A 14599-nucleotide genomic window follows, 5' to 3' on the forward strand; every position below is an offset into this window, starting at 1 on the left:
TTTGGCAATGCAATACAATCTCACCAGGATCGACCCCGATGCTCCTAACGAGCAGTATCCGATTGGCGAGCGGGAAACCGTTTCCGATCCGTTAGAAGATCAAGTCCACAAAAACATCTTCATGGGCAAGCTCGAAGACGTGCTGAACAGCACGGTCAACTGGGGTCGCAAGAACTCCCTGTGGCCGTACAACTTCGGCCTTTCGTGCTGCTACGTGGAAATGACCACCGCCTTCACGGCGCCCCACGACATCGCGCGCTTTGGCGCCGAGGTGATCCGGGCATCGCCGCGCCAGGCGGATTTCATGGTTATTGCCGGGACCTGCTTCATCAAGATGGCGCCGATCATCCAGCGTCTCTACGAGCAAATGCTCGAACCGAAGTGGGTTATCTCCATGGGTTCGTGCGCCAACTCCGGTGGCATGTACGACATCTATTCCGTCGTTCAAGGGGTGGACAAGTTCCTGCCCGTGGACGTCTACGTGCCTGGCTGCCCGCCTCGCCCTGAAGCTTTCCTGCAAGGCTTGATGCTGTTGCAGGAGTCGATTGGCCAGGAGCGTCGCCCACTGTCCTGGGTCGTTGGTGATCAAGGCGTCTATCGCGCCGAGATGCCATCGCAAAAGGAACAGCGTCGCGAACAGCGTATCGCAGTCACCAACCTGCGCAGCCCCGACGAAGTCTGATCCAGCTCTGCTCTGCATAAGAAACGAGAACCTGGCTTCATTCTTTACGTTGACCGAAAGCGATAAATAACCATGACTACAGGCAGTGCTCTGTACATCCCGCCTTACAAGGCAGACGACCAGGATGTGGTCGTCGAACTGAACAACCGTTTTGGCCCCGAGGCGTTCACCGCCCAGCCGACCCGCACCGGCATGCCGGTGCTTTGGGTTGCCCGCGCCAAACTCGTCGAAGTCCTGACTTTCCTGCGCAACCTGCCCAAGCCGTACGTCATGCTCTATGACTTGCATGGCGTGGACGAGCGTCTGCGCACCAAGCGTCAAGGGCTGCCCGACGGCGTCGATTTCACCGTGTTCTATCACCTGATGTCGATCGAACGTAATAGTGACGTGATGATCAAGGTCGCCTTGTCCGAGAGCGACCTCAGCGTGCCGACCGTGACCGGTATCTGGCCGAACGCCAACTGGTACGAACGTGAAGTGTGGGACATGTTCGGGATCGATTTCCCCGGCCACCCGCACCTGACGCGCATCATGATGCCGCCGACCTGGGAAGGTCACCCGCTGCGCAAGGACTTCCCGGCCCGCGCCACCGAGTTCGATCCGTTCAGCCTGTCCCTGGCCAAGCAACAGCTCGAGGAAGAAGCCGCGCGCTTCAAGCCGGAAGACTGGGGCATGAAACGCTCCGGGGCGAACGAGGACTACATGTTCCTCAACCTGGGCCCGAACCACCCTTCGGCCCACGGTGCATTCCGCATCATCCTGCAGCTGGACGGCGAAGAGATCGTCGACTGCGTCCCGGACATCGGCTACCACCACCGTGGCGCCGAGAAAATGGGCGAGCGCCAGTCCTGGCACAGCTACATTCCCTACACCGACCGCATCGATTACCTCGGCGGCGTGATGAACAACCTGCCGTACGTGCTTTCGGTCGAGAAACTGGCCGGGATCAAGGTGCCGGAAAAGGTCGACGTCATCCGCATCATGATGGCCGAGTTCTTCCGGATCACCAGCCACCTGCTGTTCCTGGGTACCTACATCCAGGACGTTGGCGCCATGACCCCGGTGTTCTTCACCTTCACCGACCGCCAGAAGGCCTACACGGTGATCGAAGCCATCACCGGTTTCCGCCTGCACCCGGCCTGGTACCGCATCGGTGGGGTTGCCCACGACCTGCCGCGGGGCTGGGAAAAGCTGGTCAAGGATTTCGTCGAATGGATGCCCAAGCGCCTGGACGAATACACCAAGGCCGCCTTGCAGAACAGCATCCTCAAGGGCCGTACCATCGGGGTCGCCGCCTACAACACCAAAGAGGCCCTGGAATGGGGTGTCACCGGTGCGGGCCTGCGTTCCACCGGTTGCGACTTCGACCTGCGCAAGGCGCGCCCTTACTCCGGCTACGAAAACTTCGAATTCGAAGTACCGCTGGCAGTCAATGGTGATGCCTATGACCGCTGCATGGTGCGCGTCGAGGAGATGCGCCAGAGCATCAAGATCATCGACCAGTGCATGCGCAACATGCCGGAAGGCCCGTACAAGGCGGATCACCCGCTGACCACGCCGCCGCCCAAAGAGCGCACGCTGCAACACATCGAGACCCTGATCACGCACTTCCTGCAGGTTTCGTGGGGCCCGGTTATGCCGGCCAACGAGTCCTTCCAGATGATCGAAGCGACCAAGGGCATCAACAGTTATTACCTGACGAGCGACGGCGGCACCATGAGCTACCGCACCCGGATTCGCACCCCAAGCTTCCCACACCTGCAGCAGATCCCTTCGGTGATCAAAGGCAGCATGGTCGCGGATATGATTGCGTACCTGGGTAGTATCGATTTCGTTATGGCCGACGTGGACCGCTAAGCATGAATAGCACGCTTATCCAGACAGACCGTTTCGCCCTGAGCGAAACCGAGCGCTCGGCCATCGAGCACGAGCTGCATCACTACGAAGACCCGCGCGCGGCGTCGATCGAAGCCCTGAAGATCGTTCAGAAGGAGCGTGGCTGGGTGCCTGACGGCGCGCTCTACGCCATCGGCGAGATCCTCGGCATCCCGGCCAGCGACGTCGAAGGTGTTGCCACCTTCTACAGCCAGATCTTCCGCCAGCCAGTGGGTCGCCACATCATTCGCGTCTGCGACAGCATGGTCTGCTACATCGGCGGCCACGAGTCCGTGGTCGGTGAGATCCAGAACAAGCTGGGCATCGGCCTGGGCCAGACCACCGCAGACGGGCGCTTCACCCTGCTGCCGGTGTGCTGCCTGGGCAACTGCGACAAGGCCCCGGCGCTGATGATCGACGACGACACCTTCGGTGACGTCCAGCCTGACGGCGTCGCCAAACTGCTGGAGGGCTACGTATGACCCTGACTTCCTTCGGGCCCGCCAACCGCATCCAGCGTTCGGCCGAAACCCATCCCCTGACCTGGCGTCTGCGTGACGACGGCGAAGCGGTGTGGCTGGACGAATACCAGGCCAAGAATGGCTACGCCGCCGCGCGCAAGGCATTCACCGACATGGCCCAGGACGACATCGTCCAGACCGTCAAAGACTCCGGCCTCAAAGGTCGCGGCGGTGCCGGCTTCCCCACTGGCGTGAAGTGGGGCCTGATGCCCAAGGACGAGTCCATCAACATCCGCTACCTGCTGTGCAACGCGGATGAAATGGAGCCCAACACCTGGAAAGACCGCATGCTGATGGAGCAACTGCCCCATCTGCTGATCGAAGGCATGCTGATCAGTGCCCGTGCGTTGAAAACCTACCGTGGCTACATCTTCCTGCGCGGCGAATACACCACCGCCGCCAAGCACCTGAACCGTGCCGTGGAAGAAGCCAAGGCCGCTGGCCTCTTGGGCAAGAACATCCTGGGTTCGGGCTTTGATTTCGAGCTGTTCGTCCACACCGGTGCCGGGCGCTACATCTGCGGTGAAGAAACCGCACTGATCAACTCCCTGGAAGGCCGCCGCGCCAACCCGCGTTCCAAGCCGCCCTTCCCTGCCGCCGTCGGCGTGTGGGGCAAGCCGACCTGCGTGAACAACGTCGAGACCCTGTGCAACGTGCCGGCGATCATTGCCGACGGCGTCGACTGGTACAAATCCCTGGCCCGCGACGGCAGCGAAGACATGGGCACCAAGCTCATGGGCTTCTCCGGCAAGGTCAAGAACCCGGGCCTGTGGGAACTGCCATTCGGCGTCACCGGCCGCGAGCTGTTTGAAGACTACGCCGGCGGCATGCGCGACGGTTACAAGCTCAAGTGCTGGCAACCCGGCGGCGCCGGTACCGGCTTCCTGTTGCCGGAACACCTGGACGCACAAATGTACGCCGGCGGCATCGCCAAAGTCGGCACCCGTATGGGTACCGGCCTGGCCATGGCGGTGGACCACAGCGTCAACATGGTTTCCCTGCTGCGCAACATGGAAGAGTTCTTCTCCCGTGAATCGTGCGGTTTCTGCACCCCTTGCCGCGATGGCCTGCCGTGGAGCGTCAAGCTGCTGCGCGCCATTGAAAACGGCGAAGGCCAGGCCGGCGACATCGAGACCCTGCTGGGTCTGGTGGGTTTCCTCGGCCCGGGCAAGACCTTCTGTGCTCATGCACCGGGTGCCGTGGAGCCGTTGGGCAGCGCGATCAAATACTTCCGCTCTGAATTCGAGGCCGGCATCGCGCCAACGCGCGCAGGCGATCTCAATCAGGTGGTCACGCCGACCATGGTCGGCGCGTAACGACGCTTTAAAAGGCGAAGGGTCCGTGCCCTTCGCCTTCGTCCGATGACGCCTTTGAAGGCTGTTTGGATTCGGACGAATAACAAGATTCCATTAGCCACGCCCGCTGACACCGGGCCAACGAAGAACTTTGAACCATGGCCACTATCCACGTAGACGGCAAAGAGCTCGAAGTCGATGGCGCAGACAACCTGTTACAGGCATGTCTGTCCCTGGGCCTCGACATCCCTTATTTCTGCTGGCACCCCGCCCTTGGCAGCGTAGGCGCCTGTCGCCAATGCGCGGTCAAGCAGTACACCGACGAAAACGACAAGCGTGGTCGGATCGTCATGTCCTGCATGACCCCCGCCACCGACGGCAGCTGGATCTCCATCGACGACGAAGAAGCGAAAGTGTTTCGCGCCAGCGTCGTCGAATGGCTGATGACCAACCACCCCCACGACTGTCCGGTCTGTGAGGAAGGCGGTCACTGCCACCTGCAAGACATGACGGTGATGACCGGCCACAACGAGCGCCGTTATCGCTTCACCAAGCGCACCCACCAGAACCAGCAACTGGGCCCGTTCATCTCCCACGAGATGAACCGCTGCATCGCCTGCTACCGCTGCGTGCGTTTCTACAAGGACTACGCCGGCGGCACCGACCTGGGCGTGTTCGGCGCCCACGACAACGTGTACTTCGGTCGCGTTGAAGACGGCACCCTGGAAAGCGAGTTCTCCGGCAACCTCACCGAGGTCTGCCCGACCGGTGTGTTCACCGACAAGACTCACTCCGAGCGCTACAACCGCAAGTGGGACATGCAGTTCTCGCCGAGCATCTGCCATGGCTGCTCCAGCGGTTGCAACATCTCCCCAGGCGAACGCTACGGCGAACTGCGTCGCATCGAAAACCGCTTCAACGGTTCGGTGAACCAGTACTTCCTGTGCGACCGTGGCCGTTTCGGCTATGGCTACGTCAACCGCAAGGATCGTCCGCGCCAGCCATTGCTCGCCAACGGCGCCAAGCTGAGCCTGGACGAAGCGCTGGACAAGGCCGCCGAACTGCTGCGCGGGCGCAACATCGTCGGTATCGGTTCGCCACGCGCCAGCCTGGAAAGCAACTACGCGCTGCGTGAACTGGTCGGCGCCGAGCACTTCTACAGTGGCATCGAAGCCGGTGAGCTGGAGCGCATCCGCCTGGTGCTGCAAGTGCTCAAGGACAGCCCGCTGCCCGTGCCGACGATGCGTGACATCGAAGACCACGATGCGGTGTTCGTCCTGGGTGAAGACCTGACCCAGACCGCCGCGCGCATGGCCCTGGCCCTGCGCCAGTCGGTCAAGGGCAAGGCTGAAGACATGGCCGACGCCATGCGCGTACAGCCATGGCTCGACGCGGCCGTGAAGAACATCGGCCAGCACGCGCTGAACCCGCTGTTCATTGCCAGCCTGGCTGAAACCAAGCTCGACGACGTCGCCGAAGAATGCGTCCACGCAGCACCGGATGACCTGGCGCGTATCGGTTTTGCCGTGGCCCACGCCCTGGACGCCAGTGCCCCGGCCGTCGAAGGTCTGGACAGTGAAGCGGCCGCGCTGGCCCAGCGTATCGCCGACGCCCTGCTCGCGGCCAAACGCCCACTGATCATCGCCGGCACCTCGTTGGGTTCCAAGGCGCTGGTCGAAGCCGCCGCCAACATCGCCAAGGCGCTGAAGCTGCGCGAGAAGAACGGTTCCATCAGCCTGATCGTGCCGGAAGCCAACAGCCTCGGCCTGGCCATGCTCGGTGGCGAGTCGCTGGACGCAGCCCTGCAAGCGGTGATCGACGGCAGCGCCGACGCCATCGTGGTGCTGGAAAACGACCTGTACACCCGCACTGACAAGGCCCGGGTGGACGCTGCCCTGAATGCCGCGAAAGTGCTGATCGTTGCCGACCACCAGAAAACCGCCACCACCGACCGCGCCCACCTGGTGCTGCCGGCGGCGAGCTTCGCCGAAGGCGACGGTACGCTGGTCAGCCAGGAAGGTCGCGCCCAGCGCTTCTTCCAGGTGTTCGACCCGACTTACCTGGACGCCAGCATCCTGGTCCATGAAGGCTGGCGCTGGCTGCATGCCCTGCGCGCCACCTTGCTGAACCAGCCGATCGACTGGACGCAACTGGACCATGTCACCGCCGCCGTCGCTTCGAGCAGCCCGCAACTGGCTCGCATCGTCGATGCCGCGCCATCGGCCGCGTTCCGCATCAAGGGCCTGAAGCTGGCCCGCGAACCGCTGCGCTACTCCGGTCGCACCGCGATGCGCGCCGACATCAGCGTCCACGAACCACGGACCTCCCAGGACAACGACACTGCGTTCTCGTTCTCCATGGAAGGTTACTCGGGCTCCGCCGAACCGCGCTCGCAAGTGCCGTTCGCCTGGTCGCCGGGCTGGAACTCGCCGCAAGCCTGGAACAAGTTCCAGGACGAAGTCGGCGGTCACCTGCGTGCCGGTGATCCGGGCACTCGCCTGATCGAAAGCCAGGGCGATGGCCTGAGCTGGTTCGCCAGCGTGCCGCGCGCCTTCAACCCGGCACCGGGCACCTGGCAGGTCGTACCGTTCCATCACCTGTTCGGCAGTGAAGAGAACTCTTCCAAAGCCGCTCCGGTCCAGGAACGCATCCCGGCCGCCTACGTGTCGCTGGCCAAGTCCGAAGCCGATCGCCTGGGCGTCAACGACGGTGCCCTGCTGAGCCTGAACGTCGCGGGCCAGACCTTGCGTCTGCCGCTGCGCATCAATGAAGAACTGGGCGCCGGCCTGGTGGCCCTGCCGGCTGGCCTGGCGGGTATTCCACCGGCGATATTCGGCAAAACCGTCGACGGTCTGCAGGAGGCAGCGCAATGAGCTGGTTTACCCCTGAAGTGATCGACGTGATCCTGACGGTTCTCAAGGCCATCGTGATTCTGCTGGCCGTGGTGGTCTGCGGTGCGCTGCTGAGTTTCGTCGAACGTCGCCTGCTGGGCTGGTGGCAGGACCGTTACGGTCCGAACCGCGTCGGCCCGTTCGGCATGTTCCAGATCGCCGCCGACATGATCAAGATGTTCTTCAAGGAAGACTGGACGCCGCCGTTTGCCGACAAGGTGATCTTCACCCTGGCACCGGTCGTGGCCATGAGCGCCTTGCTGATCGCCTTCGCGATCATCCCGATCACCCCGACCTGGGGCGTGGCGGACCTGAACATCGGCCTGCTGTTCTTCTTCGCCATGGCGGGTCTGTCGGTGTACGCGGTGCTGTTCGCCGGCTGGTCGAGCAACAACAAGTTCGCCCTGCTGGGCAGCCTGCGGGCCTCGGCCCAGACCGTGTCCTACGAAGTGTTCATGGGCCTGGCGCTCATGGGCGTGGTGGTCCAGGCCGGCTCGTTCAACATGCGCGACATCGTCGAGTACCAGGCCCAGAACCTGTGGTTCATCATTCCGCAGTTCTTCGGTTTCTGTACCTTCTTCGTGGCCGGCGTGGCCGTGACTCACCGTCACCCCTTCGACCAACCGGAAGCGGAACAGGAATTGGCCGACGGTTACCACATCGAATATGCCGGCATGAAATGGGGCATGTTTTTCGTCGGTGAATACATCGGCATCATCCTGATCTCGGCACTGCTGGTGACGTTGTTCTTCGGTGGCTGGCACGGTCCGTTCGGCATCCTGCCGCAACTGTCCTTCGTCTGGTTCGCCCTGAAGACCGCGTTCTTCATCATGCTGTTCGTCCTGCTGCGCGCCTCGATCCCGCGCCCGCGCTACGACCAGGTGATGGACTTCAGCTGGAAATTCTGCCTGCCGCTGACCCTGATCAATTTGCTGGTGACCGCTGCGATCGTGTTGATGAACACGCCTGCGGCCGCGGTTCAGTGAGGATTTGACCCATGTTCAAATATATTGGCGACATCGTTAAGGGTACCGGTACCCAACTGCGAAGCCTGGTCATGATCTTCGGCCATGGCTTTCGCAAGCGCGACACCCTGCAATACCCTGAAGAAGCGGTCTACCTGCCGCCGCGTTATCGCGGCCGCATCGTCCTGACCCGCGACCCCGACGGCGAAGAACGCTGCGTGGCCTGCAACCTGTGCGCCGTGGCGTGCCCGGTGGGCTGCATCTCGTTGCAGAAAGCCGAAACCGAAGACGGTCGCTGGTACCCGGACTTCTTCCGTATCAACTTCTCGCGCTGCATTTTCTGCGGCCTCTGCGAGGAAGCGTGCCCGACCACCGCGATCCAGCTCACGCCGGATTTCGAAATGGCCGAGTTCAAACGTCAGGACCTGGTGTACGAGAAAGAAGATCTGCTGATTTCCGGTCCCGGTAAAAACCCTGATTACAACTTCTATCGTGTTGCAGGTATGGCCATTGCCGGTAAGCCAAAAGGCGCCGCGCAAAATGAAGCCGAACCGATCAACGTGAAGAGCTTGCTGCCTTAAGGAAGAAAGATGGAATTCGCTTTCTATTTCGCATCGGGTATCGCGGTGGTCTCCACGCTTCGAGTGGTCACCAACACCAACCCTGTGCACGCCCTGCTCTACCTGATCATCTCGCTGATCGCCGTGGCCATGACCTTCTTCAGCCTCGGTGCGCCATTTGCCGGTGCGCTGGAAGTGATCGCCTACGCCGGCGCCATCATGGTGCTGTTCGTGTTCGTGGTGATGATGCTGAACCTGGGCCCGGCCTCGGTGCAGCAAGAACGCTCCTGGCTCAAGCCGGGCATCTGGGCGGGGCCGGTGATTCTCGCCGCGCTGCTGCTGGGTGAACTGCTGTATGTACTGTTCGCTCACCAGAGCGGCCAGGCCATCGGCCACACCACCGTAGACGCCAAGGCCGTGGGCATCAGCCTGTTCGGTCCGTACCTGCTGGTGGTCGAACTCGCCTCGATGCTGCTGCTTGCCGCAGCCGTCACGGCGTTCCATTTGGGCCGTAACGAGGCGAAGGAGTAATCACATGCCTGCTATCCCTCTCGAGCATGGTCTGGCGGTTGCCGGCATCCTGTTCTGCCTCGGTCTGGTCGGCCTGATGGTCCGCCGCAACATTCTGTTCGTGCTGATGAGCCTGGAGGTCATGATGAATGCCTCCGCCCTGGCCTTCATCGTCGCGGGCGCTCGCTGGGCGCAGCCGGATGGACAAGTCATGTTCATCCTGGTGATCAGCCTGGCAGCCGCTGAGGCCAGTATCGGCCTGGCGATTCTGTTGCAGCTGTATCGCCGCTTCCACACTCTCGATATCGACGCTGCCAGCGAGATGCGCGGATGAACCTACTCTTTCTGACTTTCGTATTTCCCCTCATCGGTTTCCTGCTGCTGTCGTTCTCTCGTGGACGCTGGTCGGAAAACCTTTCGGCGCTGGTTGGCGTGGGGTCCATCGGCCTGTCTGCCATCGTCACGGCCTACGTGATCTGGCAGTTCAACGTCGCCCCGCCTGAAGGTGGCGCGTACGTGCAGGTGCTGTGGCAGTGGATGGCGGTGGAAGGCTTCACGCCGAACTTCGCCCTGTACCTGGATGGCCTGTCGGTGACCATGCTGGGCGTGGTGGTCGGCGTGGGTTTCCTGATCCACCTGTTCGCCTCCTGGTACATGCGCGGCGAAGCCGGTTACTCGCGCTTCTTCGCCTACACCAACCTGTTCATCGCCAGCATGCTGTTCCTGGTGCTCGGCGATAACCTGCTGTTCCTGTACTTCGGCTGGGAAGGCGTGGGCCTGTGCTCATACCTGTTGATCGGTTTCTACTACCGCAACCGCAACAACGGTAACGCGGCGCTCAAGGCGTTCATCGTGACCCGGATCGGCGACGTGTTCATGGCCATCGGCCTGTTCATCCTGTTCCAGCAACTGGGCACCCTGAACATCCAGGAACTGCTGGTACGTGCTCCGCAGCACTTCCAGGCCGGCGACTTCTGGATCGTCCTGGCGACCCTGATGCTGCTGGGCGGCGCTGTCGGTAAATCCGCGCAACTGCCGTTGCAGACCTGGCTGGCGGATGCGATGGCAGGTCCTACCCCGGTTTCGGCACTGATCCACGCCGCAACCATGGTGACCGCCGGTGTCTACCTGATCGCCCGTACCCACGGCCTGTTCGCCCTGGCGCCAGACATCCTGCACCTGGTCGGCATCGTCGGCGGCGTGACATTGGTGCTGGCCGGTTTCGCAGCCCTGGTCCAGACCGACATCAAGCGTATCCTCGCCTACTCGACCATGAGCCAGATCGGCTACATGTTCCTGGCCCTGGGCGTCGGCGCCTGGGAAGGCGCGATCTTCCACCTGATGACCCACGCCTTCTTCAAGGCGCTGCTGTTCCTTGCTTCCGGTGCGGTGATCGTTGCCTGCCACCACGAGCAGAACATCTTCAAGATGGGCGGCCTGTGGAAGAAACTGCCACTGGCCTACGCCAGCTTCATCGTCGGCGGCGCGGCCCTGGCGGCCCTGCCACTGGTCACCGCCGGTTTCTACTCCAAGGACGAGATCCTCTGGGAAGCGTTCGCCAGCGGTAACCAGGGTCTGCTCTATGCCGGCCTGGTGGGTGCGTTCATGACCTCGCTGTACACCTTCCGCCTGATCTTCATCGCGTTCCACGGTGAAGCCAAGACCGAAGCCCACGCTGGCCACGGCATTGCCCACTGGCTGCCACTGTCGGTGCTGATCGTGCTGTCGACCTTCGTCGGCGCAATGATCACGCCACCGCTGGCCGATGTACTGCCGCAAAGCGTCGGCCATGCCGGCGGCGACGCCAAGCACAGCCTGGAAATCGCTTCGGGCGCCATCGCCCTGGCCGGTATCCTGCTGGCCGCCCTGCTGTTCCTGGGCAAGCGTCGCTTCGTCACGGCGATCGCCAACAGCGGCATCGGGCGATTCCTTTCGACCTGGTGGTTCGCTGCCTGGGGCTTCGACTGGATCTACGACAAACTGTTCGTCAAGCCATACCTTGCGATCAGCCACATTCTGCGCAAAGACCCGCTCGACCAGACCATTGGCCTGATCCCGCGCATGGCCAAGGGCGGCCACACTGCCCTGAGCCGTACCGAGACCGGTCAACTGCGTTGGTATGCGGCTTCCATGGCGGCTGGCGCCGTGCTGGTTATCGGCGCCATCGTGCTGGTAGCGGTCTGATATGAACCTTGCGAACTTGCGAAAGGAAACGAGCCCGTCATGATTCTGCCCTGGCTAATCCTGATCCCCTTCATCGGCGGCCTGCTGTGCTGGATGGCGGAGCGTTCAAGCTCCACCCTCCCGCGCTGGATTGCGCTGCTGACCATGTCCCTGGAACTCGCACTCGGCCTCTGGCTCTGGGCGACCGGCGACTATTCATTTGCTCCGGCCCCTGGCGCCGATCCAACCTGGGCGCTTGAGTTCAAGCACATCTGGATCGAACGCTTCGGTATCAGCGTGCATCTGGCTCTCGACGGCCTGTCGCTGCTGATGATCCTGCTGACCGGCCTGCTGGGTATCCTCTCGGTCCTGTGCTCCTGGAAAGAGATCCAGCGTCACGTCGGTTTCTTCCACCTGAACCTGATGTGGATCCTGGGCGGTGTCGTCGGCGTGTTCCTGGCGCTGGACCTGTTCATGTTCTTCTTCTTCTGGGAAATGATGCTGGTGCCGATGTACTTCCTCATCGCGCTCTGGGGTCACAGTTCTTCGGACGGCAAGAAAACCCGGATCTACGCGGCGACCAAGTTCTTCATCTTCACCCAGGCTTCCGGCCTGATCATGCTGGTGGCGATCCTTGGCCTGGTGCTGGTCAACTTCAACAACACCGGCGTGATTACCTTCAACTACGCCGACCTGTTGAAAGTGCAGATGTCGCGCACCACCGAGTATGTGCTGATGCTGGGCTTCTTCATCGCTTTCGCGGTGAAGCTGCCGGTGGTGCCGTTCCACTCCTGGCTGCCGGACGCCCACGCCCAGGCGCCGACCGCAGGTTCCGTGGACCTGGCCGGTATCCTGCTCAAGACCGCCGCCTACGGCCTGCTGCGCTTCGCCCTGCCGCTGTTCCCCAATGCCTCGGCCGAGTTCGCGCCGATTGCCATGACCCTGGGTCTGATCGGGATTTTCTACGGTGCGTTCCTGGCGTTCGCCCAGACCGACATCAAGCGCCTGATCGCCTTCTCCAGTGTTTCGCACATGGGCTTTGTGCTGATCGGGATCTACTCCGGCAGCCAGTTGGCCCTGCAAGGCGCGGTGATCCAGATGCTGGCCCACGGCCTGTCGGCTGCGGCACTGTTTATCCTCAGCGGCCAGTTGTACGAGCGTCTGCACACTCGGGACATGCGTGAAATGGGCGGTATCTGGTCGCGCATCGCTTACCTGCCGGCCATCAGTCTGTTTTTCGCCGCGGCGTCCCTGGGCCTGCCGGGCACCGGTAACTTCGTCGGCGAGTTCCTGATCCTGATCGGCTCGTTCGTCAGCGCTCCGTGGATCACCGCCATCGCCACCTCTGGCCTGGTATTCGGTTCGGTCTACTCGCTGATCATGATCCACCGCGCCTACTTCGGCCCGACCAAGTCGGATGAAGTGCTGCGCGGCATGGACGGTCGCGAACTGATCATGGTGCTCGGCCTTGCGGTGCTGCTGGTTTACCTCGGCGTCTACCCGCAACCGTTCCTCGACACCTCTGCCGCCACGATGCATGGCGTGCAGCAGTGGCTCGGCACCGCCTTCTCTCAACTCGCTTCGGCCCGGTAAGAGCGCTATGGAATTCACGATTCAACACTTTATCGCGCTTGCGCCGCTGTTGATCACCAGCGCCACGATCATCGTGGTGATGCTGGCGATCGCCTGGCGGCGCAATCACTCACAGACCTTCCTGCTGTCGGTGGCGGGGCTGAACCTGGCCCTGCTGTCGATTTTGCCGGCCCTGAAAGTCGCGCCGCTGGCGGTCACCCCGCTGTTGCAGATCGACAGCTTCGCCTGCCTGTACATGGCGCTGATCCTGGTCGCCACCCTCGCCTGCGTCACCCTCGCCCACGCCTACCTCGGCGATGGCGGTACGGGTTACCCGGGCAACCGTGAAGAACTGTACCTGCTGATCCTGATGGCCGCCGCCGGTGGCCTGGTCCTGGTCAGCGCGCAGCACCTGGCCAGCCTGTTCATCGGTCTGGAGCTGCTGTCGGTGCCGGTCTACGGTCTGGTGGCCTATGCCTTCTTCAACAAGCGCTCCCTGGAAGCCGGCATCAAGTACATGGTGCTGTCGGCCGCCGGTTCCGCGTTCCTGTTGTTCGGCATGGCCCTGCTCTACGCCGAAGCCGGTACCCTGAGCTTCGTCGGCATCGGTCAGGCCCTGGCGGCCACCGGCCTGCCTAGCCCGATCGCGCAACTGGGCCTGGGCATGATGCTGATCGGCCTGGCGTTCAAGCTGTCGCTGGTGCCTTTCCACCTCTGGACCCCGGACGTCTACGAAGGCGCCCCGGCGCCGGTGGCGGCGTTCCTGGCCACCGCGTCGAAAGTCGCAGTGTTCGCGGTGATGGTGCGGTTGTTCCAGATCTCGCCAGTGGCCAGCAGCGGTGTGCTGAGTGACGTGCTGACCATCATTGCCATCGCGTCGATTCTGTTCGGTAACCTGCTGGCGCTGACCCAGAGCAACCTCAAGCGTCTGCTGGGTTACTCGTCCATCGCCCACTTCGGTTACCTGCTGATCGCGCTGATCGCCAGCAAGGGCCTGGCGGTGGAAGCCATCGGCGTGTACCTGGTCACCTACGTGATCACCAGCCTCGGCGCGTTCGGCGTGATCACCCTGATGTCCTCGCCGTACAACGGCCGTGACGCCGACGCTCTGTACGAATACCGCGGCCTGTTCTGGCGCCGTCCGTACCTGACCGCCGTGCTGACTGTGATGATGCTGTCCCTGGCCGGCATCCCGCTGACCGCAGGCTTCATCGGCAAGTTCTACATCATTGCCACCGGCGTCGAGGCTCACCAATGGTGGCTGGTCGGCTCCCTGGTGCTGGGCAGTGCCATCGGCGTGTTCTACTACCTGCGCGTGATGGTCACCCTGTACCTGATGGAACCGAACCTGCGTCGCCACGATGCCGAGTTGCACTGGGAACAGAAGGCAGGCGGCGTGATGCTGCTGGCTATCGCCGTACTGGCTTTCTTCCTCGGTGTGTACCCGCAGCCGTTGCTGACCCTGGTTCAGCAGGCCGGCCTGACGGGTTGATCACCCGAACGCTGTAGCATCAAAAAATGCCCGTATCGCTGGATACGGGCATTTTTTTTTTTGGCTGTAGAAG

Annotated in this window: 12 protein-coding genes; all 12 read left to right on the forward strand. The window is 62.3% G+C overall.

All coding sequences use genetic code 11. The features are described from left to right. Positions 1-7: 7 nt before the first annotated feature. On the forward strand, positions 8-682 hold the full coding sequence (locus PSEUDOMOFG3G_RS16675; protein WP_024779314.1) for an NADH-quinone oxidoreductase subunit B family protein: 675 nt from the start codon (positions 8-10) through the stop codon (positions 680-682). A gap of 72 nt (positions 683-754) precedes the next feature. Then, the gene (gene nuoC, locus PSEUDOMOFG3G_RS16680) at positions 755-2539 is read left to right on the forward strand and encodes an NADH-quinone oxidoreductase subunit C/D (protein ID WP_047227734.1); all 1785 of its coding nucleotides are present in this window, start codon (positions 755-757) and stop codon (positions 2537-2539) included. A gap of 2 nt (positions 2540-2541) precedes the next feature. After that, positions 2542-3039: an NADH-quinone oxidoreductase subunit NuoE gene (gene nuoE / locus PSEUDOMOFG3G_RS16685; RefSeq protein WP_003203372.1), complete on the forward strand. Its 498-nt coding sequence runs from the start codon at positions 2542-2544 to the stop codon at positions 3037-3039. Beyond that, positions 3036-4394 (forward strand): NADH-quinone oxidoreductase subunit NuoF, encoded by a 1359-nt coding sequence (gene nuoF / locus PSEUDOMOFG3G_RS16690; RefSeq protein WP_139050649.1) that lies wholly within the window; start codon positions 3036-3038, stop codon positions 4392-4394. The genes nuoE and nuoF overlap by 4 nt, the downstream gene beginning before the upstream one ends. A 137-nt stretch (positions 4395-4531) precedes the next feature. Next, positions 4532-7246 carry an NADH-quinone oxidoreductase subunit NuoG gene (nuoG, locus tag PSEUDOMOFG3G_RS16695; protein WP_139050650.1) on the forward strand — a complete coding sequence of 905 codons (2715 nt, stop codon included), beginning with the start codon at positions 4532-4534 and terminating at the stop codon, positions 7244-7246. Beyond that, positions 7243-8250 (forward strand): NADH-quinone oxidoreductase subunit NuoH, encoded by a 1008-nt coding sequence (gene nuoH, locus PSEUDOMOFG3G_RS16700; protein WP_047227737.1) that lies wholly within the window; start codon positions 7243-7245, stop codon positions 8248-8250. The genes nuoG and nuoH overlap by 4 nt, the downstream gene beginning before the upstream one ends. A gap of 11 nt (positions 8251-8261) precedes the next feature. Next, entirely contained in the window at positions 8262-8810 is a 549-nt protein-coding gene (nuoI, locus tag PSEUDOMOFG3G_RS16705; protein WP_047227738.1) for an NADH-quinone oxidoreductase subunit NuoI, read from the forward strand. Between the two features lie 9 nt (positions 8811-8819). Next, positions 8820-9320 (forward strand): NADH-quinone oxidoreductase subunit J, encoded by a 501-nt coding sequence (gene nuoJ / locus PSEUDOMOFG3G_RS16710; protein ID WP_047227739.1) that lies wholly within the window; start codon positions 8820-8822, stop codon positions 9318-9320. Positions 9321-9324: 4 nt separating this feature from the next. Further along, positions 9325-9633 (forward strand): NADH-quinone oxidoreductase subunit NuoK, encoded by a 309-nt coding sequence (nuoK, locus tag PSEUDOMOFG3G_RS16715; protein WP_044463936.1) that lies wholly within the window; start codon positions 9325-9327, stop codon positions 9631-9633. Further along, positions 9630-11483: an NADH-quinone oxidoreductase subunit L gene (nuoL, locus tag PSEUDOMOFG3G_RS16720; RefSeq protein WP_139050651.1), complete on the forward strand. Its 1854-nt coding sequence runs from the start codon at positions 9630-9632 to the stop codon at positions 11481-11483. The genes nuoK and nuoL overlap by 4 nt, the downstream gene beginning before the upstream one ends. A 39-nt stretch (positions 11484-11522) precedes the next feature. Next, positions 11523-13055, forward strand: a complete 1533-nt coding sequence (gene nuoM, locus PSEUDOMOFG3G_RS16725) for an NADH-quinone oxidoreductase subunit M (RefSeq protein WP_047227741.1) — start codon at positions 11523-11525, stop codon at positions 13053-13055. 7 nt (positions 13056-13062) lie between these two features. Then, positions 13063-14526 carry an NADH-quinone oxidoreductase subunit NuoN gene (gene nuoN / locus PSEUDOMOFG3G_RS16730; protein WP_047227742.1) on the forward strand — a complete coding sequence of 488 codons (1464 nt, stop codon included), beginning with the start codon at positions 13063-13065 and terminating at the stop codon, positions 14524-14526. Positions 14527-14599: the final 73 nt, after the last annotated feature.

Source organism: Pseudomonas sp. FG-3G, assembly GCF_901007645.1.
GTDB lineage: Bacteria > Pseudomonadota > Gammaproteobacteria > Pseudomonadales > Pseudomonadaceae > Aquipseudomonas > Aquipseudomonas rhizophila.

Excerpts from the sequence above, each read along its gene's own strand:
- nuoI (WP_047227738.1), top strand. The coding sequence starts at position 8,262 with ATGTTCAAATATATTGGCGACATCGTTAAGGGTACCGGTACCCAACTG.
- nuoG (WP_139050650.1), top strand. The coding sequence starts at position 4,532 with ATGGCCACTATCCACGTAGACGGCAAAGAGCTCGAAGTCGATGGCGCA.
- nuoN (WP_047227742.1), top strand. The coding sequence starts at position 13,063 with ATGGAATTCACGATTCAACACTTTATCGCGCTTGCGCCGCTGTTGATC.
- PSEUDOMOFG3G_RS16675 (WP_024779314.1), top strand. The coding sequence starts at position 8 with ATGCAATACAATCTCACCAGGATCGACCCCGATGCTCCTAACGAGCAG.
- nuoC (WP_047227734.1), top strand. The coding sequence starts at position 755 with ATGACTACAGGCAGTGCTCTGTACATCCCGCCTTACAAGGCAGACGAC.
- nuoH (WP_047227737.1), top strand. The coding sequence starts at position 7,243 with ATGAGCTGGTTTACCCCTGAAGTGATCGACGTGATCCTGACGGTTCTC.
- nuoF (WP_139050649.1), top strand. The coding sequence starts at position 3,036 with ATGACCCTGACTTCCTTCGGGCCCGCCAACCGCATCCAGCGTTCGGCC.
- nuoJ (WP_047227739.1), top strand. The coding sequence starts at position 8,820 with ATGGAATTCGCTTTCTATTTCGCATCGGGTATCGCGGTGGTCTCCACG.
- nuoK (WP_044463936.1), top strand. The coding sequence starts at position 9,325 with ATGCCTGCTATCCCTCTCGAGCATGGTCTGGCGGTTGCCGGCATCCTG.
- nuoL (WP_139050651.1), top strand. The coding sequence starts at position 9,630 with ATGAACCTACTCTTTCTGACTTTCGTATTTCCCCTCATCGGTTTCCTG.
- nuoE (WP_003203372.1), top strand. The coding sequence starts at position 2,542 with ATGAATAGCACGCTTATCCAGACAGACCGTTTCGCCCTGAGCGAAACC.
- nuoM (WP_047227741.1), top strand. The coding sequence starts at position 11,523 with ATGATTCTGCCCTGGCTAATCCTGATCCCCTTCATCGGCGGCCTGCTG.